Origin of the sequence: Streptococcus infantis (assembly GCF_047465525.1) — a bacterium.
GTDB lineage: Bacteria > Bacillota > Bacilli > Lactobacillales > Streptococcaceae > Streptococcus > Streptococcus infantis_R.
The window spans coordinates 98,263-124,497 of record NZ_JASGZS010000001.1; the positions used below are offsets into that span (position 1 = coordinate 98,263).

Genomic DNA, 26,235 nt, shown 5'->3' on the forward strand with positions numbered 1-26,235 from the left:
GATTATTCTAAAAATATAATGGAAAGGCTGGTTTTCTTAGCCTTTTTCTTATCCTTTCCGAATAAAGTAGAAAAGGGGGATATATGTTTTTAGCTAGAGATAAAAAAGGTCATTTAATCAACGCGTTAGAGAAAGAAGTAAAGAAACAAGCTTATTATTGTCCAGCTTGTGGAACGAGTGTTCGCTTGAAAATAGGAAAAAATGTAAGAACTCATTTTGCGCATGAAAGTTTAAAAAGTTGTGATTTTTATCATGAGAACGAAGGACCAGAACATTTAGAGAATAAGGTGGCACTTTTTAATTGGGCTAAGAAAGATGCTAAAGTAGAAATGGAATATCCGATTCCTGAACTTAAGCAAATCGCAGATATCCTCATCAATAAGCAATTAGCACTGGAAGTTCAGTGTAGTCCTATTTCTTGTGAACTTTTACGGGAGAGAAGCAATGGTTATCGAAGTTTGGGAATTCAAGCTCTTTGGCTACTGGGAGAAAAGCTCTGGCTAAAAGAGCGACTAACTAAACTTCAAAGAGATTTTCTTTATTTTAGTAATAATATGGGATTTTATCTTTGGGAGTTAGACCATAAAAGACAAGTTTTGAGGCTCAAGTACCTCCTTCACCAAGATTTGAAAGGGAAACTCCATTATCAGGTCAAGGAATTTTTTTATAACAAAGGAAATCTTCTAGAAATATTACGGACTCCTTATCATCAACAAAATCTTATCACTTTTTCGATTGAACAAGATAGGAACATTTGTCATTACATTCAAAAACAGCTCTATTATCAAAACCCCTATTGGATGAAACAACAAGCCCAAGCTTACTTGAGAGGAGAAAACCTATTAAATTTGAAGACTCAGGACTGGTATCCCCAAGTAAGGCCGATAGAACATGGTCATTTTTGTCAGATAACTGTAGATTTACAGGGCTATTACGATAATTTTCAGGCTTATTATCAACTAAATCCCAAAATTGACACACAAAAGCTTTATCCACCTGCCTTTTATCAGCAATATTTCTTAAAAAATATGGTAAAATAGAAAGGATGGAGGAAACTTATGGTATTACAACGAAATGAAATCAATGAAAAAGATACATGGGATCTATCAACGATCTTTGAAACAGACCAAAAATGGGAAGAAGAACTCGCCCTTTTAACGGAAGATACAAAACAAGCAGCTAGTCTTGAAGGACATCTCTTGGATAGTGCAGAAAGTCTTCTTGATATTACAGAGCGTTATCTGGACTTGAGTCGTCGTCTTGAAAAACTCTATGTCTATGCACATATGAAAAACGACCAGGATACACGAGTTGCTAAATATCAAGAATACTATGCAAAAGCCATGACTCTTTATAGTCAACTTGATCAAGTCTTCTCTTTCTATGAGCCTGAATTTATGGCAATCACAGAAGAGCAGTATCAAAACTTTTTAGCAGAAGAACCAAAACTCCAGCCTTATAAACACTTCTTTGATAAACTATTGCAAAATAAGGACCATGTCCTTTCACAACGTGAAGAAGAGTTGCTTGCAGGTGCTGGTGAAATCTTCGGTGCTGCTAGTGAAACCTTTGCTATTTTAGATAATGCAGATATCGTCTTTCCATTTGTTAAAGATGAAGATGGAAATGAAGTTCAATTATCACACGGCGTTTATATGCGCTTGGTAGAATCTAAAAATCGTGAGGTTCGTCGTGGAGCTTATGAAGCCCTCTATGCTACTTATGAGCAATACCAGCACACTTACGCTAAAACCTTGCAGACTAATGTTAAAGTGCAAAACTATCGTGCAAAGGTTCGAAACTACAAGAGTGCGCGTGAAGCTGCTCTTGCGGCAAACTTTGTGCCAGAAAGTGTTTATGACAATCTAGTATCTGCTGTTCGTAAGCACTTGCCATTATTGCATCGTTATCTGGCTCTTCGCTCAAAAATTCTTGGTATTCCAGACCTCAAAATGTACGATGTCTATACACCATTGTCTTCAGTGGAATACAGCTTTACTTATGAAGAAGCCTTGAAGAAAGCAGAAAATGCTTTGGCAGTTCTTGGTGAGGATTACTTGAGCCGTGTTAAACGTGCCTTCAGCGAACGCTGGATTGATGTGTATGAAAATCAAGGCAAGCGTTCAGGTGCATATTCTGGCGGTTCTTATGATACCAACGCCTTTATGCTTCTTAACTGGCAAGATAACCTGGATAATCTCTTTACCCTTGTACATGAGACAGGTCATAGTATGCATTCTAGCTATACGCGTGAAACTCAGCCTTATGTATACGGAGATTACTCAATCTTCTTGGCAGAAATTGCTTCAACTACTAATGAAAACATCCTGACAGAAAAATTATTGCAAGAAGTTCAAGACGATGCAACACGCTTTGCAATTCTCAACAACTTCCTAGATGGTTTCCGTGGAACAGTCTTCCGCCAAACTCAATTTGCTGAATTTGAACATGCTATTCACCAAGCTGACCAAAATGGTGAAGTCTTGACAAGTGAGTTCCTAAACAATCTCTATGCTGACTTGAACCAAGAATATTATGGTTTGAGCAAGGAAGACAATCCTCAAATCCAGTACGAGTGGGCTCGTATCCCGCATTTCTACTATAACTACTATGTCTATCAATATTCAACAGGCTTTGCAGCAGCTTCAGCTTTGGCTGAAAAGATTGTTCATGGTAGCCAAGATGATCGTGAGCGCTATATCGACTACCTCAAAGCAGGGAAGTCAGACTATCCACTCAATATCATGCGTAAAGCTGGTGTTGACATGGAAAAAGAAGATTACCTCAACGATGCCTTTGCAGTCTTTGAACGCCGTTTGGATGAATTTGAAGCCCTTGTTGAAAAATTAGGATTGGCATAAGGCAGATGGTAAAGTCTTATAGTAAAAATGCCAATCATAACATGCGACGTCCTGTTGTCAAGCATGAGATTGTCGAGTTCATGCGTCACAGACAAAAGCAGGTGACTGGCTCACTCAAGGAATTAGAGAAGTTCGCTCGCAAGGAAAATATTCCCATCATTCCTCATGAAACCGTCGCTTACTTTCGTTTCCTTATGGAAACTATTCAACCAAAAAATATTTTAGAGATTGGTACGGCGATTGGATTTTCAGCACTTTTAATGGCAGAGCATTCACCCAAGTCAAAAATCACCACTATTGACCGAAATCCTGAGATGATTGGTTTTGCCAAGGAAAATTTTGCAAAATTTGATCAACGCAAACAAATCACTCTCTTAGAAGGTGATGCGGTAGATGTCCTGTCAACGTTGACAGAGACCTATGATTTTGTGTTTATGGATTCTGCTAAGTCCAAGTACATCATTTTTCTACCAGAAATCCTCAAACACCTAGAAGTAGGTGGAGTGGTTGTCTTAGATGATATTTTCCAAGGAGGAGATATTGCTAGGGATATCATGGAAGTCCGTCGAGGACAAAGAACCATCTATCGTGGCTTGCAACGACTCTTTGATGCGACTTTGGACAATCCAGGATTAACCGCTACTTTGGTTCCTCTTGGAGATGGAATTCTCATGCTGAGAAAAAATCAAGCAGAAGTAGAACTGCCTGATATTGATTGATTTCAGATATTTTTAAGACAATTTGGTAAAATAGATAAGGTAAACCTTTATTTAGTGAACAAAAGGAGTAAACATGAAGAAAAAACTAATGGCAGGAGCCATCACATTGTTGTCAGTAGCCACTTTGGCTGCTTGTTCAAACAGTTCTGAAGGAACTGACTTGATTAGCATGAAAGGCGATGTTATTACTGAGCATCAATTCTTTGAAGAAGTCAAAAATAATGCTACTGCTCAACAAGTCTTGCTGAATATGACCATTCAAAAAGTTTTTGAAAAACAATATGGTTCAGAAGTAAGTGATAAAGAAGTAGATGATGCAGTTGCAGAAGAACAAAAGAAATACGGTGATAGCTATCAAACGATTCTCGCCCGTTCAGGCATGACTGCAGAAAGCCGTAAAGCTCAAATTCGTACAAGTAAATTAGTTGAGTATGCTGTTAAGAAAGCCGCTGAAGCTGAATTAACAGATGAAAACTACAAAAAAGCTTTTGAAGAGTATACTCCAGAAGTAACGGCTCAAATTATTAAACTTGACAGTGAAGATAAGGCTAAGGAAGTTCTTGCCAAAGCAAAAGAGTCTGGAGCTGACTTTGCACAACTTGCAAAAGACAATTCTACAGACGAAAAGACAAAAGAAAATGGTGGAGAAATCACCTTTGACTCTGCATCAACAGAATTACCAGACGTAGTTAAGAAAGCAGCTTTTGCGCTTGATGTCAACGGAATTTCAGATGTTATCACCGCTCCAGGAACTCAAGCTTATACAAGTAGTTTCTACATTGTTAAGTTGACGAAGAAGTCAGAAAAATCTTCAAACTTGGATGATTATAAAGAAAAACTTAAAACAATCATTTTGACTCAAAAACAAAATGATGCAACCTTTGTTCAAGGTGTTATTAGTAAAGAATTACAAGATGCCAACATTAAAGTTAAAGACCAGGCCTTCCAAAATATCTTTACACAATACATTAAAGGCGAAACAACTTCTGACAGCAGCAGTAGCGCCTCAAACTAATAAAAAAACTATCTATCTTTCTTTTTTAGAAAGTAGATAGTTTTTTTCTATTGGACTTCTTTCAGAATTAGCAGTAGTGCATCTAGTACACGAGATCTTTGTTCTGTAGGAAGAAGTTTCAATTCGTCAATCAGACGGGATATTTTGGGGTCTTCTTCTTTCAGTTGGATATCAAAGAAAGTGTCTAAATCTACTTCTAATGCTTCCATGACTTTTTCTAGAGTTTGAATCTTTAAGTTTGTTGATAGATTTTCTAATTTGTAAACATAATTTGTTCCTAAGTCAGCCATTTCCTCTAATTGTTCTTGGGTATATCCTCTTTCTATTCTGAGTAAACGGATGCGTTTAGAAATGTAGTCTTGCAAATTACTTTTATTTTTGACCATGTAGTACCTCGCTACTTACATGATACAGTCAAACGACTGCATTTTTTAGACTTTAAATAGTTACATTTTAATAAAATAACTTTAAAAAGTTGTACATTGTGGTATAATGAAGGTATAAAAAATAAAAAGGGGAAACCTATGAAAAAAGAATTGATTACTTTGACTGCCATAGCAGCAACGGGCCTTGCAACAACTGTAAGTGCAAATGAGGTGGCTGAACCCAATGTAGATAATGCAGGTGGTGTTCGTACTGCTCAAACTGAGCCAGCGTTTAACATTACTGATGCTAAAAACGAACCAGCATTGGTCGAGAAAGAGGCACCAAAACCAGTAGAAGTGAAAACTCCTACTAAGGAAGAAGTTGCTGAACTTGGTGCTACTGCTAAACAAACCCAAGAAGATGCCGATAAGGCTAAAGAGGTTTTGGATCAAGCTAATGAAACTTCTGATAAAGCAGAAAAGAAAGTTGAAAGCTTGAAACAAGCTAAAGACGATGCTCAAAAAGAGGCTGACAAAGCAACTCCTGAAGCGATTCAAAATGCAGAGAAGAAAGTGGAAACTGCTAAAGCAAAAGTTCAAGTAAAAGAAGAGGCTTTAAATTCTGCCCAGTCTTTAAAAGCAGAATCTGATGAAGCTGTATCTAATCAAGAAAAAATAGTTGAAGGTAAGAAAGAAGAAATTGAAAAACTTCAATCAGCTGTTTTAGTAGCTAAAAATAATGTACAGCTGAAACAAAATATTTTAGATGGGACTAAAATATCTGAAGAGAAAAAATCAGCTGAGGAAGCTTTAGAACAAGAAACAGCTAATGTTAAAAGACTAAGTGATGAATTAGCAAAAGCAGAGATTGAAGATGAAAAACATAGTCAAAAGATAAAAAATGCTGAAAATGACTTAGCTGAAGCTATAACAAAAGTTTCAACATCTAATCAATCAATTTCTAGCGCGAGCGAAAAAGTAAAGCAAACTCAGTCTGAGCTAATCAAAGCGCAAGAAAATTTAGCAAACCAAAATCCTAAAAATACGATTAAGTTAACTGATAGTTTTGTTGAAACTTTTAAGTCTTTTGTATTAAATCCATACGATTATGATAAACAACCAGAACTATTCATTAAACATAGTAAAGAGTATAGAGAAAAACTGAAGAAAATTGCTCCAGAAAATAAATCTCTCAATCAATATCATTCGGTTGAAAAGGATAAACACAGACCATTTGATTCTTCTCATTTGACATTGGAGCAGAGAGAGGAACTGACACTCTTCGCAAACGATCTTTTCAATCAAGCTCGTAGATTGTTTGCGAAGCCTGACACAGTAGCTACTCAAGGAATGATAGGAGTTGCAGATAAGGTTGCTAAGGACAAAACTACAATTTGGGCTGCTCAGGAATTCAATTTTCTCCAAATCGATGATTATACCCCTATTAATTATAGTGTGGTAACTAGCGATAATAAAATCAAAATGTCTAGTATAGATGAAGCCAAAAAATACATATATGAAACGTTTACTTGGCTATTATTTGAATCTCCTGAAGATATCGGACATCAAATTGTTTCATCTGATTGGAATTTTATGAAACATTCGTTTAAAACGGGAAAAGATTATTTTGGTTTTACTCTTATTGAAAGAGATGGGAAAACAGAGTTTTATTATTTGACTGTCAATGAAGAAATCAAGGGTAATGAAAAATTTGATAAAACTGTAATTAAACCTTCAAACTCAACTCAATATAATACAGTAAGCAATGAATCTGCATTGACTGCGCTAAAGACCGCAGAAGCTAACTATACTAAAGCGAAGGCAGACTTGGAAAAAGCAGAATCAGAATATAAGGAACATTTATCGATTCAAAAAGATATTCAGAACAGGCTAGAACTTCTAAAGTCAACTCCATTTAAAGCATCTTTAGTAAAGGCTGAACTTGCTAGAGCTCAAAAACTTCAGATCGAGGCTCAAAAACGACTTGCATTGGCTCAAAAAGCACAAGATGAAGTTATGACTGATATCAAGTTTAAACAAGAGAATTTAGATAAAGCAAAACAAGAGCTAGTTGATAAAGAGAATGCATTAAAACTTGGGAAAGATAAGTTACAACAGGAAGAGGCTGAACTTACTAAGTTGCAAGCTGATGTAAGTGCGAAAGCACAAGCGGTATCTACTGCTAAGAAAGCACTTCAAGATGCACAAAAAGAAGTTAAACAAGCCGAAAAAGAGCTTGCAGACCTTAACGGTGCGCATACTCGTTTGGCAGAGTTGAAAGCAGAGCTTGAAAAAGCAGAAACAGAGCTTAAAGAAGCTTACAAAGCACAAAACGAAGCTAAAGTAGATTACGAAGTTAAGAGCCTTGCTGCAGGTCAAGCTAAAACTGCTTACGAAACTGCTAAAGCGAAGTTTGAAGAAGCAGAAGCCAAACGTTTGGTTGCACTTGCAGAAGAAAAACGTAAAGAGCTTGAAAAAGCAGGCTACCAAACAGTTCCAGTTGTAGACGGTCGTGGGAATGTGGTGGATTACACAGTAGAGAAAGTGACTGTAGGAACTAAAGACGATAAAACATATCAAGCGCCTGCACAAGCTATAAATGAAAAATCAGAACCTAAGAAACAACTTCCAAATACTGGAACGAAAGAATCGAATCTCCTCGCATTGCTTGGAGCAAGTGTTGGACTACTTGCTTTAGCAGGAAAACGAAAATATAGATAAAATAGAAAGGGAGTTACTGCCCTTTTTATGCTATATTTGAGTAAAATTCGAATGTTTATACTGTAAGAGTTTTTTTCTAGGCTAAAAAATGGTATAATAGCATGTAAAACTAGAAATAATAAGGGAAAATAAAAATATTTTTCCGAAAGATAGGTGACATATGAAAATAAGTAAAAGGCACCTGCTGAATTATTCCATTTTGATTCCTTATTTACTGTTATCCGTTTTAGGATTGATAGTAGTTTATTCGACAACTAGTGCGACCCTTATTCAGGAGGGGAAAAGTGCATTATATCTAGTGCGAAATCAGGGGATTTTCTGGATAGCCAGTTTATTCTTAATAGCCTTAATCTATAAATTAAAATTAGGATTTCTTCGTAATGAGCGATTGCTCTTTATCGTTATGTTTGTCGAGCTGATACTCCTAGCTCTGGCACGGTTAATAGGTAGTCCCATCAATGGAGCATATGGCTGGATCAAGGTTGGTCCCATCACGATTCAACCAGCAGAGTATCTAAAGATTATTATCATTTGGTACTTGGCTCAGCGTTTTTCAAAACAACAAGATGAGATAGCAGTTTATGACTTCCAAGTTTTAACCCTCAATCAGTGGTTGCCAAGAGCCTTTAATGATTGGCGTTTTGTCCTCTTGGTCATGATTGGTAGTTTGGCAATCTTCCCTGACCTTGGAAATGCAACCATCTTGATTTTAGTATCTTTGCTCATGTATACCATCAGTGGAATAGCTTATCGATGGTTCACAACTATTCTGGGCTTACTAGCTGGTGTTTCTATGATTTCCTTAACAGCCATTCGCTTTATCGGTGTTGAGAAATTCTCTAAAATTCCCGTATTTGGTTATGTTGCCAAGCGTTTCAGTGCTTTTTTCAACCCCTTTAATGACCTAGCAGGATCTGGACATCAGTTAGCCAATTCTTATTATGCAATGGTTAATGGTGGCTGGTTTGGTCTTGGTTTAGGAAATTCTATTGAAAAACGAGGTTATCTACCAGAAGCTCATACAGACTTTGTCTTTTCGATTGTGATAGAGGAGTTTGGATTTGTAGGAGCTAGTCTTATTTTGGCTCTCCTATTCTTCTTAATTCTCCGAATCATTTTGGTAGGTATTCGAGCAAGGGATCCTTTCAACTCAATGGTAGCAATCGGTATTGGTGGAATGATTCTGATACAGGTATTCGTTAACATTGGCGGTATATCAGGCTTGATCCCTTCAACAGGGGTAACCTTCCCCTTCCTATCGCAAGGGGGAAACAGTCTCTTGGTGCTATCAGTAGCCATCGCTTTTGTGTTGAATATTGATGCCAGTGAAAAACGTGCCAAACTCTATCGCGAATTAGAAGCGCAACTCTAAGACATAATATAACAAGGAGAAAAAAATGTCTCTTCAAAAGTTAGAAAATTATAGTAACAAAACGGTCGTACAAGAAGAAGTTCAAATCTTGACAGATATGCTGGAAGATATCACAAAAAATATGCTTCCTGCTGAAACCTTCGATAAGATTATGCACTTGAAGGAACTTTCTTCAAAACTTGACTATCAAGGGCTAGATAAAGTAGTAACAGGGCTTTCAAATGATGAGATGGTCTACATTTCTAGATACTTCTCTATTTTGCCTCTTTTAATTAACATCTCAGAAGATGTTGACTTGGCTTATGAGATTAACCATCTAAACAATGTCGATCAAGACTATCTGGGTAAATTGTCAACAACGATAAAAATGGTGGCTGAAAAAGAAAACGCTGCTGAGATTCTTGAACACTTGAACGTGGTACCAGTTTTGACGGCCCACCCAACTCAGGTTCAACGTAAGAGTATGTTGGATTTGACCACTCATATCCATACCCTTTTGCGTAAATATCGTGACGTGAGAATGGGACTCATCAACAAAGAAAAATGGCATAATGATCTTCGTCGCTATATTGAGATTATCATGCAGACAGATATGATTCGTGAGAAGAAACTAAAAGTAACCAACGAAATCACCAATGTGATGGAGTACTACAATAGTTCCTTCCTACAGGCTGTCCCTAACTTGATGCTAGAGTACAAACGTCTAGCAAAAGAACAAGGAATTGATCTTAAACAAGCCAAACCAATTACTATGGGAATGTGGATTGGTGGAGACCGTGATGGAAATCCATTTGTAACTGCTGAGACGCTCATGCGTTCTGCTACTATCCAAAGTGAAGTGATCTTGAACTACTATATTAGCAAGATTTCTAGTCTCTATCGTACCTTCTCTCTCTCGACTAATTTATCAAAAACTAGTAAAGCTGTTGAAGAAATGGCTGCTCAGTCTGGAGATACATCAGTCTTTCGTGAGAAAGAACCCTATCGCCGCGCCTTTCATTTGATTCAATCCAAATTGATTCAAACACTCTTGAATTTAAAAGAATGGTCTGTTGTTGGCTCGTCAGCTGATGAACGTCATCCTGTTGAACGTCTTCTAGGTACTCAAGGACATCAACAAGGAGTGATTACAGACTATATTAGTAATCGACTTTCAGGAGCTATTCAAGAGCTGGCTGAAGATCGTCCACCATTTTACGAAACAGTCGAAGAGTTTAAGCAAGATCTATACATTATTAAGGACTCATTACTTGAAAACAAGGCAGAGGCCTTACTCACAGGTGAATTTGCAGAACTTTTAGAAGCTGTAGAAGTCTTTGGTTTCTTCTTGGCTTCCATCGACATGCGTCAAGATTCAAGCGTCCACGAAGCCTGTGTAGCAGAATTGTTGGCATCTGCTGGAATCAATGACCACTATAGTGATTTATCAGAAGATGAAAAATGTGAATTGCTTTTGCATGAATTATTAGAAGATCCTCGAATCTTGTCTGCAACTCATGCTGAGAAGTCTGAACTTCTCGAAAAAGAACTGGCTATTTTCCAAACAGCACGTGAATTAAAAGATCGTTTAGGAGAAGATGTCATTCGTCAAACGATTATCTCACATGCAACAAGTGTGTCAGATATGCTTGAGTTGGCTATTATGCTAAAAGAAGTTGGTCTGGTAGATGCTGAAAAAGCGCGTGTTCAGATTGTTCCTCTCTTTGAAACAATTGAGGACTTGGACCATTCTGAAGAAACAATGAGAAAGTATTTCTCTCTACCACTTGCTAAGAAATGGATTGCTTCTAAAAACAATTACCAAGAAATCATGCTTGGCTACTCTGATAGTAATAAGGATGGCGGTTATCTATCATCTTGTTGGACACTCTATAAGGCCCAACAACAATTGACTGCTATTGGTGATGAATTTGGAGTCAAAGTAACCTTCTTCCATGGTCGTGGTGGTACCGTTGGCCGTGGTGGTGGCCCTACTTATGATGCTATTGCTTCTCAACCGCTCAAGTCAATTAAGGATCGTATTCGATTGACAGAGCAAGGGGAAGTTATCGGAAACAAATACGGAAACAAGGATGCAGCTTACTATAACCTTGAAATGTTGGTTTCAGCAGCTATCAACCGTATGATTACCAAGAAGAAGAGTGATACCAATACGTCAAATCGCTATGAAGCCATCATGGACCAAGTAGTAGAACGTAGTTACGATATCTACCGTGAACTCGTATTCGGAAATGACCATTTCTATGATTATTTCTTTGAATCTAGTCCAATCAAGGCTATTTCAAGTTTCAATATTGGTTCTCGTCCAGCAGCTCGTAAAACGATCACTGAAATCGGTGGTCTACGTGCTATTCCTTGGGTATTCTCATGGTCACAAAGTCGTGTTATGTTCCCAGGTTGGTATGGAGTTGGTTCAAGCTTTAAGGAATTTATTGACCAAGATCCCAAAAATATCGAATATCTTCGTGATATGTATCAAAACTGGCCATTCTTCCAGTCACTCCTATCTAACGTTGATATGGTCTTGTCCAAATCAAATATGAACATCGCCTTTGAGTACGCTAAACTGTGTGAAAGTGAAGAAGTCCAAGCAATCTACTATACCATCTTAGATGAATGGCAATTGACCAAGAACGTTATCTTAGCCATCGAAGGCTATGATGATCTCTTGGCAGAAAATACTTATTTGAAAGACAGTCTCAACTACCGCATGCCTTATTTCAATATCCTTAACTATATTCAGTTGGAATTGATTAAGCGTCAACGTCGTGGTGAGCTATCTTCAGATGAAGAAAGATTGATCCATACAACTATCAACGGAATTGCTACAGGATTACGTAATTCAGGTTGATACAAGCTCCATTTTCCAAAAATCGTAGGAATTTTCGTAATTTTTTAAAATATTTTATGAAAACCCTTGACAAGTTTTAGTAAAATGATATAATTTAAGCATTCAGAAAGTAATCATTGAAATTTTTTAGAGAGTCTGTGGTTGGTGGAAACAGATAGGTGGAAGTGATGAAAATTGGGCTGAATGTTATTAAGAATTTGAAATCATAAGAATTCGGTGAGCACACCTTACAGTGCAACTCGTTTTAGCGAGTAAGAGCGATAGGACTAGTTCCTATAATTGAGGTGGCACCGCGCATCGACGTCCTCACACAAGTTTTTTGTGTGAGGACTTTTTCTATGGGGAGGAGAAAATTATGGAAATCAAACGATGGCGTCGCTTGAATAAGTGATTGAAAAAAATAATAAGTTAAGAAGAAATAAGGAGAAAATTATGAAAAACAAACGTCTACTCGGTATTATCGTAGTATTAGCACTTGTAGTTGGAGGAAGCTTGGTATATTCTAGCTTAACGAAACAAGAAACTAAAACTGAGACAGCTAATAAAACAGCTAAGGTTGGTGTTCTTCAGTTTGTAAGCCACCCATCACTCGACTTGATTTACCAAGGTATCCAAGATGGACTTGCTGAAGAAGGCTATAAAGGTGACCAAGTTAAAATCGACTTCATGAACTCAGAAGGTGACCAAAGTAAGGTTGCGACAATGAGTAAACAATTGGTAGCAAATGGAAATGATGTCGTTGTCGGTATTGCAACACCAGCAGCTCAAGGTCTTGCAAGTGCAACAAAAGACCTTCCTGTTATCATGGCAGCTATCACAGACCCAATTGGTGCTAACCTTGTACAAAACTTGGAAAAACCAGGTGGGAACATCACTGGGGTGTCTGACCACAACCCTGCTGAACAACAGGTTGAATTGATTAAAACATTGACTCCTGATGTCAAGACAGTTGGAGCTCTTTACTCAAGTAGCGAAGATAACTCAAAATCACAAGTCGAAGAGTTCAAAGCTTACGCAGAAAAAGCTGGTTTGAAAGTAGAAACATTCGCAGTTCCATCAACTAACGAAATTGCTTCAACAGTTAATGTTATGACTGGTAAAGTAGATGCAATCTGGATTCCAATTGACAACACAATCGCATCTGCATTCTCAACTGTCGTTTCAAGCAATCAAACAGCTAAAAAACCAATCTACCCAAGTGCGACTGCCATGGTAGAAGCTGGAGGTTTGGCATCAGTCGTTGTTGACCAACACGATCTTGGTGTTGCTACTGGTAAAATGATTGCTAAAGTCTTGAAGGGTGAAAAACCTGCAGATACACCAGTTAATGTCTTCTCAACTGGTAAATCAGTGATCAACAAAAAAGTTGCTCAAGAACTTGGAATCACTATTCCTGAATCAGTTCTCAAAGAAGCTGGTCAAGTAATCGAATAAGAATAAAGGAGGAGTTGGAGACATCTCCTCCAATTTTTAGAATAAAGGAAACGAATCAAACATGCTAATATCTATTATTTCACAGGGATTGGTCTGGGCTATCCTAGGTTTAGGAATCTTTATGACCTTTCGAATCTTGAACTTCCCAGATATGACAACGGAGGGCTCTTTCCCATTGGGAGGAGCGGTAGCAGTGACTCTCATTACCCAAGGGGTTAATCCTTTTCTTGCTACTTTAGCAGCCATAGGAGCAGGTTGTCTTGCTGGTTTAGCAGCTGGACTATTGTATACCAAAGGGAAAATTCCAACTCTTTTATCAGGAATTTTAGTCATGACTTCTTGTCATTCTATCATGCTCATGATTATGGGACGGGCTAACCTTGGGCTCTTAGGAACAAAACAAATCCAGGATGTTCTTCCATTTTCATCTGAGGTTAATCAATTACTGACAGGTTTAATCTTTGTGACTTTGGTTATCCTTCTCATGCTTTTCTTCCTAGATACCAAACTTGGACAGGCCTATATCGCTACAGGGGATAATCCAGACATGGCTCGTAGTTTTGGTATCAATACAGGACGTATGGAGCTTATGGGCTTGGTCTTGTCAAATGGTGTAATCGCACTTGCTGGCGCACTTATCGCTCAACAAGAAGGTTATGCGGATGTCTCTCGTGGTATCGGTGTTATCGTTGTTGGTCTTGCCAGCTTGATTATCGGTGAGATTCTCTTTAAGAGTCTTACTCTAGCAGAACGCTTGGTTACTATTGTAGTTGGTTCCATCAGTTATCAATTCTTGGTATGGGGAGTCATTGCTCTCGGCTTTAATACTAGCTACCTCCGTCTATACAGTGCCCTTATCCTAGCAACTTGTCTAGTCATTCCAACTCTTAAGGATAAATACTTGAAAGGAGTCAAGTTAAGCAAATGACAGCAATTGTAGAATTAAAAAATGCCACAAAAATTGTGACAAATGGCTTTGACGAAGAAAAGATTATTCTAAACGATGTTTCACTTGATATTTATGAACATGACTTCATTACAATCTTGGGTGGAAATGGTGCAGGGAAATCAACCCTCTTTAATAGTATTGCGGGAACGCTACCCTTGACTAGTGGTAGCATTCGTATCATGGGTGAGGATGTGACTCATTTCAGCCCAGAAAAGCGTGCCAAATACCTTTCTCGTGTCTTCCAGGATCCAAAAATGGGAACAGCCCCTCGTATGACCGTTGCAGAAAATCTCTTGATTGCAAAGTTTCGTGGAGAAAAACGTGGTCTGTTTCCAAGAAGACTCTCAGCTTACAAGGAAGCATTTCAAGCAACTATTGAGAAGGTTGGAAATGGACTAGAGAAACACTTGGATACACCGATTGAATTTTTGTCTGGTGGACAAAGACAGGCTTTGAGTCTCTTAATGGCAACACTAAAACGTCCAGAACTCCTTTTGTTGGATGAACATACAGCAGCCCTTGACCCTAAAACAAGTGTGGCCTTGATGGAATTGACAGATGACTTTGTCAGTAAGGACCATCTGACTGCTTTGATGATTACCCACCATATGGAAGATGCTCTCAAGTATGGAAATCGCTTGATTGTTATGAAAGATGGACAAATCATCCAAGATTTGAATAAGGATGAAAAAGCCAAGATGAAAATTTCCGATTACTATCAACTGTTTGAGTAATTGATTTTAAATAATTGAGATAAAAAACTTAGAAGTAGGCTTTTGCTTCTAAGTTTTTTGTTGAATTTTAAATATTACTGTTTTTTCCTATTCATCAGTTTTACTTTGGAGTATAATCAGTATAAGAATCTTAAACATTGATAAAAGTAAGGAGATAAAAATATGGCTTACACACAAGAAGATTTTCAAGAATGGATTTTTCAAATTGGATTTAAGATGGACTATTTTACTAGGGAGTTTGCTGAGGAACAAGGCCTTCATTTAGACTATAGCATGCAGTCTTTGGATGATTTGGAGGCTTGGATCTTGGCTCACTACGATGACCACCATGCTTTGATAGCAGACCGCAAGATGTTGGATTATTTGACAGTTTATATCGGCGAAACCTTCCGCAAACACCTAGGAGGAAAATGGTTTATTGACCTTAAAAATAAAAAGAACGCCTATTATTCTATGCCTGTCTTGACTGATCCATCATATAGAGGAGAGGTATACAAAGCACCATTGACTTATGCAACAGCTTGTATCAGTAGAAAAGATGGTCAGTATATTAGCAGGATATTGAAAAATAATCTCAAAAATCAGGTGAAATAGTCTTTAATTTTTTCTATTTTTCTTTCAAATATTAGAATGGTTTGCTCAAAAGATTCACTTTTTCATAATAGCTGGAAACTTATGAAATAGTCTCATGTAAAGTGTATGAAATGGTTTACTTTTTTTCAGAAATAAGCTATACTAGTTAGAGTAAACTGTGATAAAATGGAGGTATTGTCTATGGTTGACAAGAGACTCATCGAAGAGATCAAAAACAATACCAATATTGTCGAAATCATAGGAGAAGTGATTTCTTTACAAAAATCTGGACGGAACTTTTTAGGGCTCTGTCCTTTTCATGGTGAAAAGACCCCTTCCTTTAACGTGGTCGAGGATAAGCAGTTTTACCACTGTTTTGGATGTGGTCGTTCTGGAGATGTTTTTAAGTTTATCGAGGAGTATCAGCAGGTAACCTTTTCGGATGCGGTGAGGATATTAGCTGAGAGACTTGGGATTCAGATGGCAGCGCCTGTTCAAGGTTCTGTACAGCCTAGGTCGCCCCATCAAAATCTCTACGATATGCATGACAAGGCTGCACGGTTTTATCATGCCATCCTCATGACAACGAAGATGGGTGAAGAGGCTAGAAACTATCTCTATAAACGTGGCTTAACAGATGATGTTCTCAAGCATTTTATGATTGGTTTGGCTCCAGCAGAACGATCTTATCTTTATCAGCGTTTAGCCGATGATTATAGTGAGAAGGACTTGCTGGATTCAGGTTTGTTTTATCTATCTGAGAGTAACCAATTCTTTGATACCTTTCATAATCGCATTATGTTTCCTCTTTCAAATGATCAAGGAAAGGTGATTGCCTTTTCTGGTCGTGTATGGCAAGAGACTGATTCTCAAACTGGAAAGTATAAAAATAGTCGAGCGACGGCAATTTTTAACAAAAGTTACGAATTATATCATTTGGAGAGGGTAAAAAAAGGATCGGGCAAGGCTCCTGAAATCTACCTGATGGAAGGGTTTATGGATGTCATTGCGGCTTATCGTGCTGGTATTGAAAATGCAGTTGCTTCTATGGGTACCGCACTGACGAGTGAACATGTGGAGCATCTGAAACGCTTTACCAAAAAAGTGATCGTCACCTATGACGGAGATAAGGCTGGACAAGCTGCGACGGCTAAAGCCTTGGACGAGCTTAAAGATATACCTGTCCAAGTAGTCCAGATTCCTGACGCGATGGATCCGGATGAATATTTGCAGAAAAACTCTCCTCAAGACTTGGCTTATCTCTTAACCAATACACGCATTAGTCCTGTTGAGTTTTACATCCATCATTTCAGACCGGAAAACAGTGAAAATCTACAAGCTCAAATTGAATTTATAGAGAAAATTGCTCCCTTAATCGCCAAGGAACCCTCTATCACAGCTCAGAATTCCTACATTCACATTTTGACGGATCACTTGCCATCTTTTGACTATCAGCAAGTCGAACATATTGTCAATGAAAGTCGTGTTAGACAGAGAAAGGAGAAGGTCAAGGAGACCTATAGTCCTAGTCCTATCACTATGTCTGTCTCCAAGCAGCTGACAGCAGTGATGAGAGCGGAGGCTCATATCCTCTACCGAATGATGGAACATCCTTTGGTGCTCAATGACTACCGCTTAAGAGATGACTTTATCTTTGAAACACCAGAGTTTCAGACCTTGTATGGACTCCTGATTGATAATGGAAGTATCTCGTCTGAGGATTTGGCTCATCAGACCAGAGAAGTGGAGAGTGCTTGGTATCAAGTCCTAGCCTTAGATTTGCCACCTGAGATGTCCCCTCACGAGTTAGCTGAAGTGGAAGAGTCTCGAAAAAGAGCTCTTTTGAATCAGGAAAATCTGCAAATTAAAAAGAAAGTTCAGGAAGCTAGCCATGTCGGTGATACAGACACCGCATTAGAAGAGCTAGAACGCTTAATTGCCCAAAAAAGAAGAATGGAGTAAGAATGGCAACAAAACAAAAAGAAGTAACAACCTTTGACGTCCAAGTAGCGGAATTTATTCGCAATCATAAAAAGACTGGTACAGCAACTGATGATGAAATCAATAACGCCCTCGTAATTCCCTTCACTTTAGATGTGGAAGGTATTGAGAATCTTTTGCAACGCATTCAAGATGCTGGTATCTCAATTACTGACAACGAAGGAAATCCAAGTGCGCGTGTTTTGAGCACTGAGGAAGAACCAGAGTTGACTGATGAAGATTTGATCGGTTCAACCTCAGCTAAGGTCAATGACCCAGTCCGTATGTATTTGAAAGAAATCGGGGTTGTACCTCTTCTTACAAATGAAGAGGAAAAAGAATTAGCTCTTGCTGTTGAAGCGGGTGATATCGAAGCTAAACAACGCCTTGCAGAAGCTAACCTTCGTTTGGTAGTATCTATCGCTAAACGTTATGTTGGACGTGGAATGCAGTTCCTTGACTTGATCCAAGAAGGAAACATGGGCTTGATGAAGGCCGTTGATAAATTTGACTACTCTAAAGGGTTCAAATTCTCAACTTATGCGACTTGGTGGATTCGTCAGGCTATTACTCGTGCAATTGCTGACCAAGCTCGTACCATCCGTATCCCAGTTCACATGGTGGAAACCATTAACAAGCTTGTTCGTGAACAACGTAATCTTCTTCAAGAATTGGGACAAGATCCAACTCCTGAACAAATCGCCGAACGCATGGATATGACACCTGATAAGGTCCGTGAAATTCTCAAGATTGCCCAAGAACCTGTTTCTCTTGAAACACCTATCGGTGAAGAGGACGATAGCCATCTTGGTGACTTTATCGAGGACGAAGTGATTGAAAATCCAGTGGACTATACAACTCGCATCGTTTTGCGTGAGCAGTTGGATGAAGTCTTGGATACTCTTACAGATCGTGAAGAAAATGTCTTGCGTCTCCGTTTTGGTCTTGATGATGGGAAAATGCGTACCTTGGAAGATGTTGGTAAAGTCTTTAACGTGACTCGTGAACGTATCCGTCAGATTGAGGCCAAAGCTTTGAGAAAACTTCGCCAGCCAAGTCGAAGCAAACCACTTCGTGATTTCATTGAAGATTAAGTTGAGGGAGAGTGAAGATGGCTTATACAGAAGAGCAAATTGAAAATATCAAAACACGTATTTTGACAGCCTTAGAAGAAGTGATTGACCCAGAATTAGGGATTGATATTGTCAATCTAGGCTTGATCTACGAGATTCGTTTTGATGGCGATACAGGTGAGACTGAAATTGATATGACCTTGACAACCATGGGTTGTCCCTTGGCAGATCTTTTAACTGACCAAATCTATGATGCTATGACAGATGTTCCAGAAGTTACTAACGTTGAAGTCAAATTAGTATGGTATCCAGCTTGGACAGTTGAGAAAATGAGCCGTTACGCTCGTATCGCTTTAGGTATCAAGTAAGTATATTATGAAAAGAGAAATAGTGTAGACGCCAGGAATTCCCAGCTTTTATGCTATCTCTCTTTTTATTTGCTGATTTTATTTGAAGAAAATGGTATAATGGTTACTATGGAAAAAGAGAAATTACGCATCAACATGCTAAGTTCAAGTGAAAAAGTGGCAGGCCAAGGTGTGTCTGGCGCTTATCGTGAACTGGTGCAGCTTTTAAAACGAGATGCGAAAGACCAACTGATCGTAACAGAAAATCTTCCAATCGAAGCGGATGTTACTCATTTTCATACGATTGATTTCCCTTATTATCTCTCGACCTTTCAGAAAAAACGTTCTGGTCGTAAGATTGGCTATGTTCACTTCTTACCGGATACCTTGGAAGGTAGTTTGAAGATTCCATTCTTCTTAAAGGGGATTGTCAAACGCTATGTGTTTTCTTTTTATGACCGTATGGAGCATCTGGTAGTGGTCAATCCTACCTTCATTGAGGATTTGGTTGCTGCTGGAATTCCACGTGAAAAAGTGACCTATATTCCTAACTTTGTTAACAAAGAAAAATGGCATCCACTTCCTATAGAGCAAGTTGAACAACTTCGTAAAGATATGGGAATTGATGAGAATCAGTTTGTAGTCGTTGGTGCAGGTCAGGTTCAGAAGCGTAAAGGAATCGATGACTTTATCACTCTAGCTGAGGAATTACCTGATATCACTTTTATTTGGGCTGGTGGCTTCTCTTTTGGGGGAATAACCGATGGTTATGAACGCTATAAAAAGATTATGGATAACCCTCCTGAAAATCTAATTTTCCCAGGGATTGTTGATCCAGAAAGGATGAGAGAATTCTATGCCTTGGCTGATCTTTTCTTGCTTCCAAGTTATAACGAGCTCTTTCCAATGACTATTTTAGAGGCTGCGAGTTGTGAAGCACCCATTATGCTTCGTGATCTAGATCTTTACAAGGTCATTCTTGAAGGAAATTACAGACCAACAAGTGATGTAGAAGAGATGAAAGAGGCTATCTTGGAATACCGAGAGCATCCAGAAGCATTGAAAGAGTTGAAAGAAAAGGCTAAGGCCATTTCAAAAGAATACTCCGAAGAGCATCTTCTTGAAATCTGGCTAAAATTTTATCGGGAGCAAGCAGCTTTAGGAAAAAAATGAGGTAGTATATGCGAATTGGATTATTTACAGATACTTATTTCCCGCAGGTCTCGGGTGTTGCGACCAGTATTCGAACCTTAAAAACAGAACTTGAAAAGCAAGGACATGCCGTCTTTATCTTTACAACAACAGACAAGGATGTTAATCGTTATGAAGACTGGCAGATTATCCGTATCCCTAGTGTTCCTTTCTTTGCCTTTAAGGATCGTCGTTTCGCCTATCGTGGATTTACAAAAGCTCTTGAGATAGCAAAGCAATACAAGCTGGATATTATTCATACGCAGACCGAATTTTCTCTTGGTTTATTAGGGATTTGGATAGCGCGTGAGTTGAAAATCCCTGTTATTCATACCTATCATACCCAGTACGAGGATTATGTCCACTATATCGCTAAGGGGATGTTGATTCGTCCAGGTATGGTCAGGTATCTTGTAAGAGGCTTCCTTCATGATGTTGATGGTGTGATTTGTCCGAGTGAAATTGTGCGTGACCTTTTATCTGACTATAAGGTAAAAGTTGAAAAGCGTGTTATTCCTACAGGGATTGAGCTAGCCAAGTTTGAACGACCAGAGATTGGACCAGAACATATCGCAGACTTACGGGTTAAACTAGGTATTAAGGAAGATGAAAAAATGCTTCTTAGCCTTTCGCGTGTGTCTTACGAGAAGAATATTCAGGCGGTACTAGCTGCATTTGCAGAGGTTCTAAAAGAAGAACAAAAGGTGAAATTAGTCGTTGCTGGTGATGGGCCTTATCTGGAAAACCTCAAGGAGCAAGCAGGAGATTTGCAAATTCAGGATTCTGTTATCTTTACAGGTATGATCGCTCCGAGTGAGACAGCACTTTACTATAAGGCTGCTGACTTCTTCATTTCAGCTTCTACAAGTGAGACTCAGGGGTTAACCTATCTAGAAAGTTTGGCTAGCAAGACACCAATTATAGCTCATGGAAATCCCTATCTTGATAACCTCATCAATCATAAAATGTTTGGAACGCTTTATTATGAAGAGAGAGATCTAGCAGGGGCTATTTTAGAAGCTTTAATTGCAACTCCAAAGATGGATGAGAAACTTTTGGCTGAAAAATTGTATGAAATTTCAGCTGAGAATTTTGCTAAGAGAGTCCATGAGTTTTATTTGGATGCTATCATCTCAAACAATTTTGAAAAAGAATTGACTGCAGATGAACCTGTTACGAAACGTATTTTAAAGACAGTATTTTATATACCACAACAGGCAGTTTCAGTTCCAGTCAAAAGTTCTAAACGAATGTTAAAGGCATCTAAGAAACAGTTGAATGATTTGAGAGATTATTGGAATGACTAAGATCATCGAAGAAAGGAAATGAAGAAATGAAAAAGAAATTTATGAGAAGCAGTCGAGATCAAAAAATTGGTGGAGTATGCGCTGGTTTAGCTAATTATTTTGATATTGATCCTACAATTGTACGTGTAATCTGGGGAGTTCTAGCTTTTTGTTATGGTAGTGGACTTATTGCTTACTTGATCTTGTGGGCAATTGCTCCAATTTCGGAAGAATATTAAAAATAGGGAATTATAGAAAAGGAGAAAATAATGGCATTTGGTGATAATGGAAAACGTAAAAAAACATTTTTTGAGAAATTGACACTATTCGTCGTTTTGATTATGTTGTTTGTAACCTTAGCAGGTATCTTTGCTACAGCCATTGGTGTATTTAGCAGATTTTAAAATGCTAGATTTTCTAGCAAGTAGTAATAGTTGGTGACTGGGATTTCCCAGCCCTTTTTAGAGTGAGAAAAGAATATGAGTATGTTTTTAGATACAGCCAAGATTAAGGTCAAGGCTGGAAATGGTGGCGATGGGATGGTTGCCTTTCGCCGTGAAAAATACGTCCCTAATGGCGGTCCATGGGGAGGTGATGGAGGTCGTGGAGGGAACGTTGTCTTTGTTGTAGATGAAGGTTTACGTACCCTGATGGACTTCCGTTACAATCGTCATTTCAAAGCCCAATCGGGTGAAAAAGGGATGACCAAAGGAATGCACGGACGCGGTGCAGAAGACTTGATTGTTCGAGTACCGCAGGGAACAACTGTGCGTGATGCAGAAACTGGAAAAGTTATCACTGACTTGATTGAGCACGGCCAAGAGTTTATCGTTGCTCACGGTGGTCGAGGTGGCCGTGGGAATATCCGTTTTGCGACACCAAAAAATCCTGCTCCAGAGATCTCTGAGAATGGAGAACCTGGTCAGGAGCGCGAATTACAGTTAGAACTTAAAATTCTTGCTGATGTTGGTTTGGTTGGATTCCCTTCAGTTGGAAAATCAACTTTGCTCAGCGTAATTACCTCTGCAAAACCTAAAATTGGTGCCTACCACTTTACCACGATTGTACCAAATCTTGGTATGGTCCGTACCCAGTCAGGCGAGTCCTTTGCAGTGGCAGACCTCCCTGGATTGATTGAAGGTGCTAGTCAAGGCGTGGGTTTGGGAACTCAGTTCCTTCGCCATATTGAGCGTACTCGCGTTATCCTTCACATCATCGATATGTCAGCCAGTGAAGGTCGCGATCCTTACGAAGATTATCTAGCTATTAACAAAGAGTTGGAATCTTACAACCTTCGTCTCATGGAACGTCCCCAAATCATTGTTGCTAATAAGATGGATATGCCAGAAAGTCAGGAAAACCTTGAAGAATTCAAGAAAAAATTGGCAACTAACTTTGATGAGTTCGAGGAATTACCAGCAATCTTCCCAATATCAGGTTTGACCAAACAAGGTTTAGCACCTTTATTGGACGCAACGGCTGAACTTCTTGATAAGACCCCAGAATTCCTTCTTTATGATGAGTCAGAAATGGAAGAAGAAGTTTATTATGGCTTTGATGAAGAAGAAAAACCATTTAAAATTAGTCGTGATGATGATGCAACTTGGGTACTTTCAGGTGAAAAACTCATCAAACTCTTTAACATGACTAACTTTGACCGTGATGAGTCTGTCATGAAATTTGCTCGTCAGTTGCGAGGTATGGGAGTCGATGAAGCTCTCCGTGCCCGTGGCGCCAAGGATGGAGATTTGGTTCGTATCGGTAAGTTTGAGTTTGAATTTGTGGACTAGGAGATAGCTATGGGAGATAAACCGATATCTTTCCGTGATGCTGATGGAAATTTTGTTTCTGCAGCAGATGTCTGGAATGAGAAGAAATTAGAAGAACTGTTTAATCGCCTCAATCCAAATAGAGCTTTGAGACTTGCAAGAACTAAAAAGCAAGCTGAAAATAGCAAATCATAAAATTAACCCGTGATGATAGCCATCACGGGTTTTTGTTACCGATCAAAAAATAGAGGTGGTGCAAATTGTTTGAGGCGTTCAAAGCAAGATTGAGCTTGTTCCTTATCCTCGCAGATAACCAAACAGACATCATTTCCACAGATAGTAGCCACTATTTCAGGAAAGTTTAGCGCATCCAAGATAGATCCGAAAGATTGTGCCAAACCTGGATAGGTTTTGATAACAACCTGGTGTTGGACGGGTTGCATCATGTAGAGTGCTTCTTCCATATAGACTTCTAGCCGTTTTTCCCACTTGGATGTAGAGTCAGTGTTGATTGAATAATAGGAGTGCTCACCTTCACGAATCTTAGAAAGATTCATCAGATTGATGTCTCTTGAAAGTGTTGCTTGTGTGACCTGTACTCCGTTTTCAATCAGTAGTTCTTGTAATTCAGTTTGGGTATGAATTTTTTGTTTAGTGATTAGGGCTCGGATGAGCTGGTGTCTTTGCTCGGCTTTGTTCATCTACAGTTACCTCCCTTTGAAAAGGTATCTCAAGATTGGACTGTTCAAGATCGACAGTCAAGTGATAGTCTGTATTGTCACGTACAGTAATCTCAAAGTCTGTTGTGTAAAGAACGAGACGTACTGTATCGCCTTCTTTTAGTTTGTAAATAGTTGGTTGGAGTTCAAATTGAAATTCCAACCATTCATCTGGCTTAATTTCTTCAATTTTCAATAAATCATGACGATTTTGAAGATTGAGATAGCCTTTGGTGATAACACGTTGAGCATTTGGGATAAATGGTAGCTCGCAAAGGTTTTCCAGCATATGGTAACGACCATTATCAATGGTACGAGCAGACAAGACTCCTGGATACGGTTGTAGGTATTTCTTTTGACCAAGTTCGAGAAGTTGAGCAGAAAGTAAGCCTTTATTGGTACTTGATTTGAGACGGAGGTTTAGTTTAACACGACCGTTGAGATGAAGGTCTTCTGTCACTGGCAGATCAATAGTTACCTGATTGACTTTCCCTTGATAGAGTTCATTGTTAAAGGTTTGGTAGGTCTTTCCAAAACGTTCAAAGTCTGATTCTTGGTAATGATTTTCAATGACAGCTTCTTCAGTACCTAAAGAGAAAGTTTTATGGTCACTTTGATTTCCAAAATCTTCAAGAGTCATCCAGGTTTGAGGAGCAGTATTGTCTTGCCAAACGACTCTTGGAAGTTGGTAGTCAGTTTCTTGGTCCAATAATTTCTGCGTCAAAAGAGCATTCATGGATTCACGGAAATCAATAGACTGCCAGTTGTTCATATAAACATGGGCACCGTTATGATAAAAGAGATGTTTCTTAATATTGCTTGGAAGAGCATTGAACATTTGATAGACATGAAGTGGTTTTACATTCCAGTCTTGCGAACCGTGGGTAAAGACAACTTCAGCCTTAACTTTTTTAGCATTGAGTAGGTAGTTTCTGTCATGCCAAAATTGGTTATAATCACCAGTTTTACGGTCTAGATTTTTCTTCAGTTCTTCTACAGAATCTTTATGAGCTTCGTTTCCGCGAATATAGTCACCAGCTAAGAGATTACGAGAATAAGTTAATTCATCTAATGAATCGAAGTCCTCCCCTGGATAACCACCAGGGCTTGTTACCAGACCATTTTCTCGGTAATAGTTGTACCAAGAAGAAATACCGGCTTCAGCAATGATGACCTCTAAACCATCAACTCCTGTAGTAGCAAGACCATTAGACATTGTTCCTAGATAAGAAAGACCAGTAGTTGTAACTTTTCCATTTGACCAGTCAGCCTTGACCTGACGTTCACGACTATGGTCTGTGAAGGCACGGCAACGACCATTGAGCCAATCAATGACATTTTTATAGGCTTCAACTTGTCGGTAGTCACCATTAGTCATCTGACCTTGAGAATCCTTGGTACCAAGACCAGATACGTAGATATTTGCAAATCCTCTTGGAAGGAAGTAGTCGTTAAGTGTGTAGCTGCTATTGATATGAGTCAGTTTTTCTTCAGCTTCTGGAACGAGTTCTGCTTGGCCAACTGGTTCAACAAAACTAATACTTGGTTCTTCTAAGCTAATCTCGTGAGGTTCTTTGACTGCTAATTCACCTTCCATTTTGTAGAGGGCCTTATCACTAGCCTTGTCATTAGTTCCCTGGTGGTATGGACTTGCCGTCATAACAGCTGGAATTTTGCCATGGTAAGACGGACGGATGATGTTGACTTTGACGAGGTCAGGTAGACCATCATTATCAGAATCAATACGACTTTCCACATAAACAACTTCCCGAATAGCATTGTTTGCAGAGAAGGTTGCCAAACTCTTTCCATTGAAGTAGTGGTAATCATTGTCCTCAGGGATAAGACCATCGCTAACCAATTGATCGATCAAGGTATTTCCCTTTTTAGTGCGCGTGTTAAGGAGTTGATAGAGATTGTCAATCAAATCTCCGTAAGCAATAGGGAATGCCGTTTCTTTGTGAAAAATAAGACCATCTTCAAAGTCCGTTAAGTAACTGAAACCAAGCAACTGAAAGGCAACAGTATAGAAAATTTCTGCAGTTAATTCACGATCAGAATTGAAGAAAGTGAGCAGATCAGTTTCATTATCAACCGCTAAAGTTGAGAGGGGATAATCCGTATTTTTGTAATTGAAAAAGCAAGTTCTAACAAAAGCTTCAAATAGTTCTTTCGCAGAATTTGATTGGTCAAGCTTGAATCCAAGGCTGGATAATTCCTGTAAAGCTTCTTGCTGGTTTACAGGATAGTAACTGAATTGATTAAAACGCATAGAT

Annotated in this window: 23 protein-coding genes; 20 read left to right on the plus strand and 3 right to left on the minus strand. The window is 38.7% G+C overall.

Features of this window, described 5'->3' with window-relative positions:
- Nucleotides 1–83: 83 nt before the first annotated feature.
- The 4 genes from QM374_RS00500 (at nucleotide 84) to prsA (ending at nucleotide 4,595) form a co-directional block, all read left to right on the plus strand.
- Nucleotides 84–1,040 carry a competence protein CoiA gene (locus QM374_RS00500; protein WP_414310567.1) on the plus strand — a complete coding sequence of 319 codons (957 nt, stop codon included), beginning with the start codon at nucleotides 84–86 and terminating at the stop codon, nucleotides 1,038–1,040.
- An 18-nt stretch (nucleotides 1,041–1,058) separates the two neighbouring features.
- Nucleotides 1,059–2,861 (plus strand): oligoendopeptidase F, encoded by a 1,803-nt coding sequence (pepF, locus tag QM374_RS00505; protein WP_414310568.1) that lies wholly within the window; start codon nucleotides 1,059–1,061, stop codon nucleotides 2,859–2,861.
- Between the two features lie 5 nt (nucleotides 2,862–2,866).
- On the plus strand, nucleotides 2,867–3,580 hold the full coding sequence (locus QM374_RS00510) for an O-methyltransferase (RefSeq protein ID WP_414310569.1): 714 nt from the start codon (nucleotides 2,867–2,869) through the stop codon (nucleotides 3,578–3,580).
- Between the two features lie 73 nt (nucleotides 3,581–3,653).
- Nucleotides 3,654–4,595: a peptidylprolyl isomerase PrsA gene (gene prsA / locus QM374_RS00515; protein WP_000728085.1), complete on the plus strand. Its 942-nt coding sequence runs from the start codon at nucleotides 3,654–3,656 to the stop codon at nucleotides 4,593–4,595.
- Nucleotides 4,596–4,642: 47 nt separating this feature from the next.
- Here the strand turns inward: prsA and QM374_RS00520 are convergent, their stop codons facing one another.
- A complete protein-coding gene (locus QM374_RS00520) occupies nucleotides 4,643–4,981 on the minus strand; it encodes a helix-turn-helix domain-containing protein (RefSeq protein WP_153224722.1) in 339 nt (112 codons plus the stop codon).
- A 336-nt stretch (nucleotides 4,982–5,317) separates the two neighbouring features.
- Here QM374_RS00520 and QM374_RS00525 point away from each other — a divergent pair, with 336 nt between their 5' ends.
- The 16 genes from QM374_RS00525 to QM374_RS00600 all read left to right on the plus strand — a co-directional run bounded on the left by QM374_RS00525 (nucleotide 5,318) and on the right by QM374_RS00600 (nucleotide 23,435).
- The gene (locus QM374_RS00525) at nucleotides 5,318–7,681 is read left to right on the plus strand and encodes an SEC10/PgrA surface exclusion domain-containing protein (protein WP_414310570.1); all 2,364 of its coding nucleotides are present in this window, start codon (nucleotides 5,318–5,320) and stop codon (nucleotides 7,679–7,681) included.
- A 160-nt stretch (nucleotides 7,682–7,841) separates the two neighbouring features.
- Nucleotides 7,842–9,053: a cell division peptidoglycan polymerase FtsW gene (ftsW, locus tag QM374_RS00530; protein WP_281334969.1), complete on the plus strand. Its 1,212-nt coding sequence runs from the start codon at nucleotides 7,842–7,844 to the stop codon at nucleotides 9,051–9,053.
- A 25-nt stretch (nucleotides 9,054–9,078) separates the two neighbouring features.
- Nucleotides 9,079–11,904 (plus strand): phosphoenolpyruvate carboxylase, encoded by a 2,826-nt coding sequence (gene ppc / locus QM374_RS00535; protein ID WP_414310571.1) that lies wholly within the window; start codon nucleotides 9,079–9,081, stop codon nucleotides 11,902–11,904.
- Nucleotides 11,905–12,336: 432 nt separating this feature from the next.
- On the plus strand, nucleotides 12,337–13,338 hold the full coding sequence (trpX, locus tag QM374_RS00540; RefSeq protein WP_414310572.1) for a tryptophan ABC transporter substrate-binding protein: 1,002 nt from the start codon (nucleotides 12,337–12,339) through the stop codon (nucleotides 13,336–13,338).
- A gap of 61 nt (nucleotides 13,339–13,399) precedes the next feature.
- Complete coding sequence (locus tag QM374_RS00545) at nucleotides 13,400–14,266, plus strand: ABC transporter permease (protein ID WP_414310573.1); 867 nt, start codon at nucleotides 13,400–13,402, stop codon at nucleotides 14,264–14,266.
- On the plus strand, nucleotides 14,263–15,021 hold the full coding sequence (locus tag QM374_RS00550; protein ID WP_414310574.1) for an ABC transporter ATP-binding protein: 759 nt from the start codon (nucleotides 14,263–14,265) through the stop codon (nucleotides 15,019–15,021). The genes QM374_RS00545 and QM374_RS00550 overlap by 4 nt, the downstream gene beginning before the upstream one ends.
- 162 nt (nucleotides 15,022–15,183) lie before the next feature.
- Nucleotides 15,184–15,615, plus strand: coding sequence for a hypothetical protein (locus tag QM374_RS00555; RefSeq protein WP_414310575.1), 432 nt, complete (start codon nucleotides 15,184–15,186; stop codon nucleotides 15,613–15,615).
- 180 nt (nucleotides 15,616–15,795) lie between these two features.
- Nucleotides 15,796–17,556 (plus strand): DNA primase, encoded by a 1,761-nt coding sequence (dnaG, locus tag QM374_RS00560; RefSeq protein ID WP_414310576.1) that lies wholly within the window; start codon nucleotides 15,796–15,798, stop codon nucleotides 17,554–17,556.
- A 2-nt stretch (nucleotides 17,557–17,558) separates the two neighbouring features.
- Complete coding sequence (gene rpoD / locus QM374_RS00565; protein WP_000201894.1) at nucleotides 17,559–18,668, plus strand: RNA polymerase sigma factor RpoD; 1,110 nt, start codon at nucleotides 17,559–17,561, stop codon at nucleotides 18,666–18,668.
- Between the two features lie 17 nt (nucleotides 18,669–18,685).
- A complete protein-coding gene (locus QM374_RS00570) occupies nucleotides 18,686–19,015 on the plus strand; it encodes a metal-sulfur cluster assembly factor (RefSeq protein ID WP_000331926.1) in 330 nt (109 codons plus the stop codon).
- Nucleotides 19,016–19,114: 99 nt separating this feature from the next.
- Nucleotides 19,115–20,167: a glycosyltransferase family 4 protein gene (locus QM374_RS00575; protein WP_414310577.1), complete on the plus strand. Its 1,053-nt coding sequence runs from the start codon at nucleotides 19,115–19,117 to the stop codon at nucleotides 20,165–20,167.
- A gap of 8 nt (nucleotides 20,168–20,175) precedes the next feature.
- Complete coding sequence (locus QM374_RS00580) at nucleotides 20,176–21,492, plus strand: glycosyltransferase family 4 protein (protein WP_153224709.1); 1,317 nt, start codon at nucleotides 20,176–20,178, stop codon at nucleotides 21,490–21,492.
- 26 nt (nucleotides 21,493–21,518) lie between these two features.
- Nucleotides 21,519–21,710: a PspC domain-containing protein gene (locus QM374_RS00585; protein ID WP_414310578.1), complete on the plus strand. Its 192-nt coding sequence runs from the start codon at nucleotides 21,519–21,521 to the stop codon at nucleotides 21,708–21,710.
- Between the two features lie 30 nt (nucleotides 21,711–21,740).
- On the plus strand, nucleotides 21,741–21,875 hold the full coding sequence (locus tag QM374_RS00590) for a DUF4044 domain-containing protein (protein WP_049548929.1): 135 nt from the start codon (nucleotides 21,741–21,743) through the stop codon (nucleotides 21,873–21,875).
- Nucleotides 21,876–21,950: 75 nt separating this feature from the next.
- The gene (obgE, locus tag QM374_RS00595; protein WP_414310579.1) at nucleotides 21,951–23,261 is read left to right on the plus strand and encodes a GTPase ObgE; all 1,311 of its coding nucleotides are present in this window, start codon (nucleotides 21,951–21,953) and stop codon (nucleotides 23,259–23,261) included.
- 9 nt (nucleotides 23,262–23,270) lie between these two features.
- Complete coding sequence (locus tag QM374_RS00600; protein ID WP_000502583.1) at nucleotides 23,271–23,435, plus strand: hypothetical protein; 165 nt, start codon at nucleotides 23,271–23,273, stop codon at nucleotides 23,433–23,435.
- Between the two features lie 35 nt (nucleotides 23,436–23,470).
- On the opposite strand, the gene QM374_RS00605 is transcribed toward QM374_RS00600, so the two are convergent.
- Both QM374_RS00605 and QM374_RS00610 read right to left on the minus strand, forming a co-directional pair.
- Entirely contained in the window at nucleotides 23,471–23,941 is a 471-nt protein-coding gene (locus QM374_RS00605; protein WP_075231622.1) for an arginine repressor, read from the minus strand.
- Nucleotides 23,892–26,231 (minus strand): Xaa-Pro dipeptidyl-peptidase, encoded by a 2,340-nt coding sequence (locus QM374_RS00610; RefSeq protein WP_414310580.1) that lies wholly within the window; start codon nucleotides 26,229–26,231, stop codon nucleotides 23,892–23,894. The genes QM374_RS00605 and QM374_RS00610 overlap by 50 nt, the downstream gene beginning before the upstream one ends.
- Nucleotides 26,232–26,235: the final 4 nt, after the last annotated feature.

Coding starts and splice junctions, on each gene's coding strand:
- QM374_RS00500 (WP_414310567.1), top strand. CDS start 84: ATGTTTTTAGCTAGAGATAAAAAAGGTCATTTAATCAACGCGTTAGAG.
- pepF (WP_414310568.1), top strand. CDS start 1,059: ATGGTATTACAACGAAATGAAATCAATGAAAAAGATACATGGGATCTA.
- QM374_RS00510 (WP_414310569.1), top strand. CDS start 2,867: ATGGTAAAGTCTTATAGTAAAAATGCCAATCATAACATGCGACGTCCT.
- prsA (WP_000728085.1), top strand. CDS start 3,654: ATGAAGAAAAAACTAATGGCAGGAGCCATCACATTGTTGTCAGTAGCC.
- QM374_RS00520 (WP_153224722.1), bottom strand. CDS start 4,981: ATGGTCAAAAATAAAAGTAATTTGCAAGACTACATTTCTAAACGCATC.
- ftsW (WP_281334969.1), top strand. CDS start 7,842: ATGAAAATAAGTAAAAGGCACCTGCTGAATTATTCCATTTTGATTCCT.
- ppc (WP_414310571.1), top strand. CDS start 9,079: ATGTCTCTTCAAAAGTTAGAAAATTATAGTAACAAAACGGTCGTACAA.
- trpX (WP_414310572.1), top strand. CDS start 12,337: ATGAAAAACAAACGTCTACTCGGTATTATCGTAGTATTAGCACTTGTA.
- QM374_RS00545 (WP_414310573.1), top strand. CDS start 13,400: ATGCTAATATCTATTATTTCACAGGGATTGGTCTGGGCTATCCTAGGT.
- QM374_RS00550 (WP_414310574.1), top strand. CDS start 14,263: ATGACAGCAATTGTAGAATTAAAAAATGCCACAAAAATTGTGACAAAT.
- QM374_RS00555 (WP_414310575.1), top strand. CDS start 15,184: ATGGCTTACACACAAGAAGATTTTCAAGAATGGATTTTTCAAATTGGA.
- dnaG (WP_414310576.1), top strand. CDS start 15,796: ATGGTTGACAAGAGACTCATCGAAGAGATCAAAAACAATACCAATATT.
- rpoD (WP_000201894.1), top strand. CDS start 17,559: ATGGCAACAAAACAAAAAGAAGTAACAACCTTTGACGTCCAAGTAGCG.
- QM374_RS00570 (WP_000331926.1), top strand. CDS start 18,686: ATGGCTTATACAGAAGAGCAAATTGAAAATATCAAAACACGTATTTTG.
- QM374_RS00575 (WP_414310577.1), top strand. CDS start 19,115: ATGGTTACTATGGAAAAAGAGAAATTACGCATCAACATGCTAAGTTCA.
- QM374_RS00580 (WP_153224709.1), top strand. CDS start 20,176: ATGCGAATTGGATTATTTACAGATACTTATTTCCCGCAGGTCTCGGGT.
- QM374_RS00585 (WP_414310578.1), top strand. CDS start 21,519: ATGAAAAAGAAATTTATGAGAAGCAGTCGAGATCAAAAAATTGGTGGA.
- QM374_RS00590 (WP_049548929.1), top strand. CDS start 21,741: ATGGCATTTGGTGATAATGGAAAACGTAAAAAAACATTTTTTGAGAAA.
- obgE (WP_414310579.1), top strand. CDS start 21,951: ATGAGTATGTTTTTAGATACAGCCAAGATTAAGGTCAAGGCTGGAAAT.
- QM374_RS00600 (WP_000502583.1), top strand. CDS start 23,271: ATGGGAGATAAACCGATATCTTTCCGTGATGCTGATGGAAATTTTGTT.
- QM374_RS00605 (WP_075231622.1), bottom strand. CDS start 23,941: ATGAACAAAGCCGAGCAAAGACACCAGCTCATCCGAGCCCTAATCACT.
- QM374_RS00610 (WP_414310580.1), bottom strand. CDS start 26,231: ATGCGTTTTAATCAATTCAGTTACTATCCTGTAAACCAGCAAGAAGCT.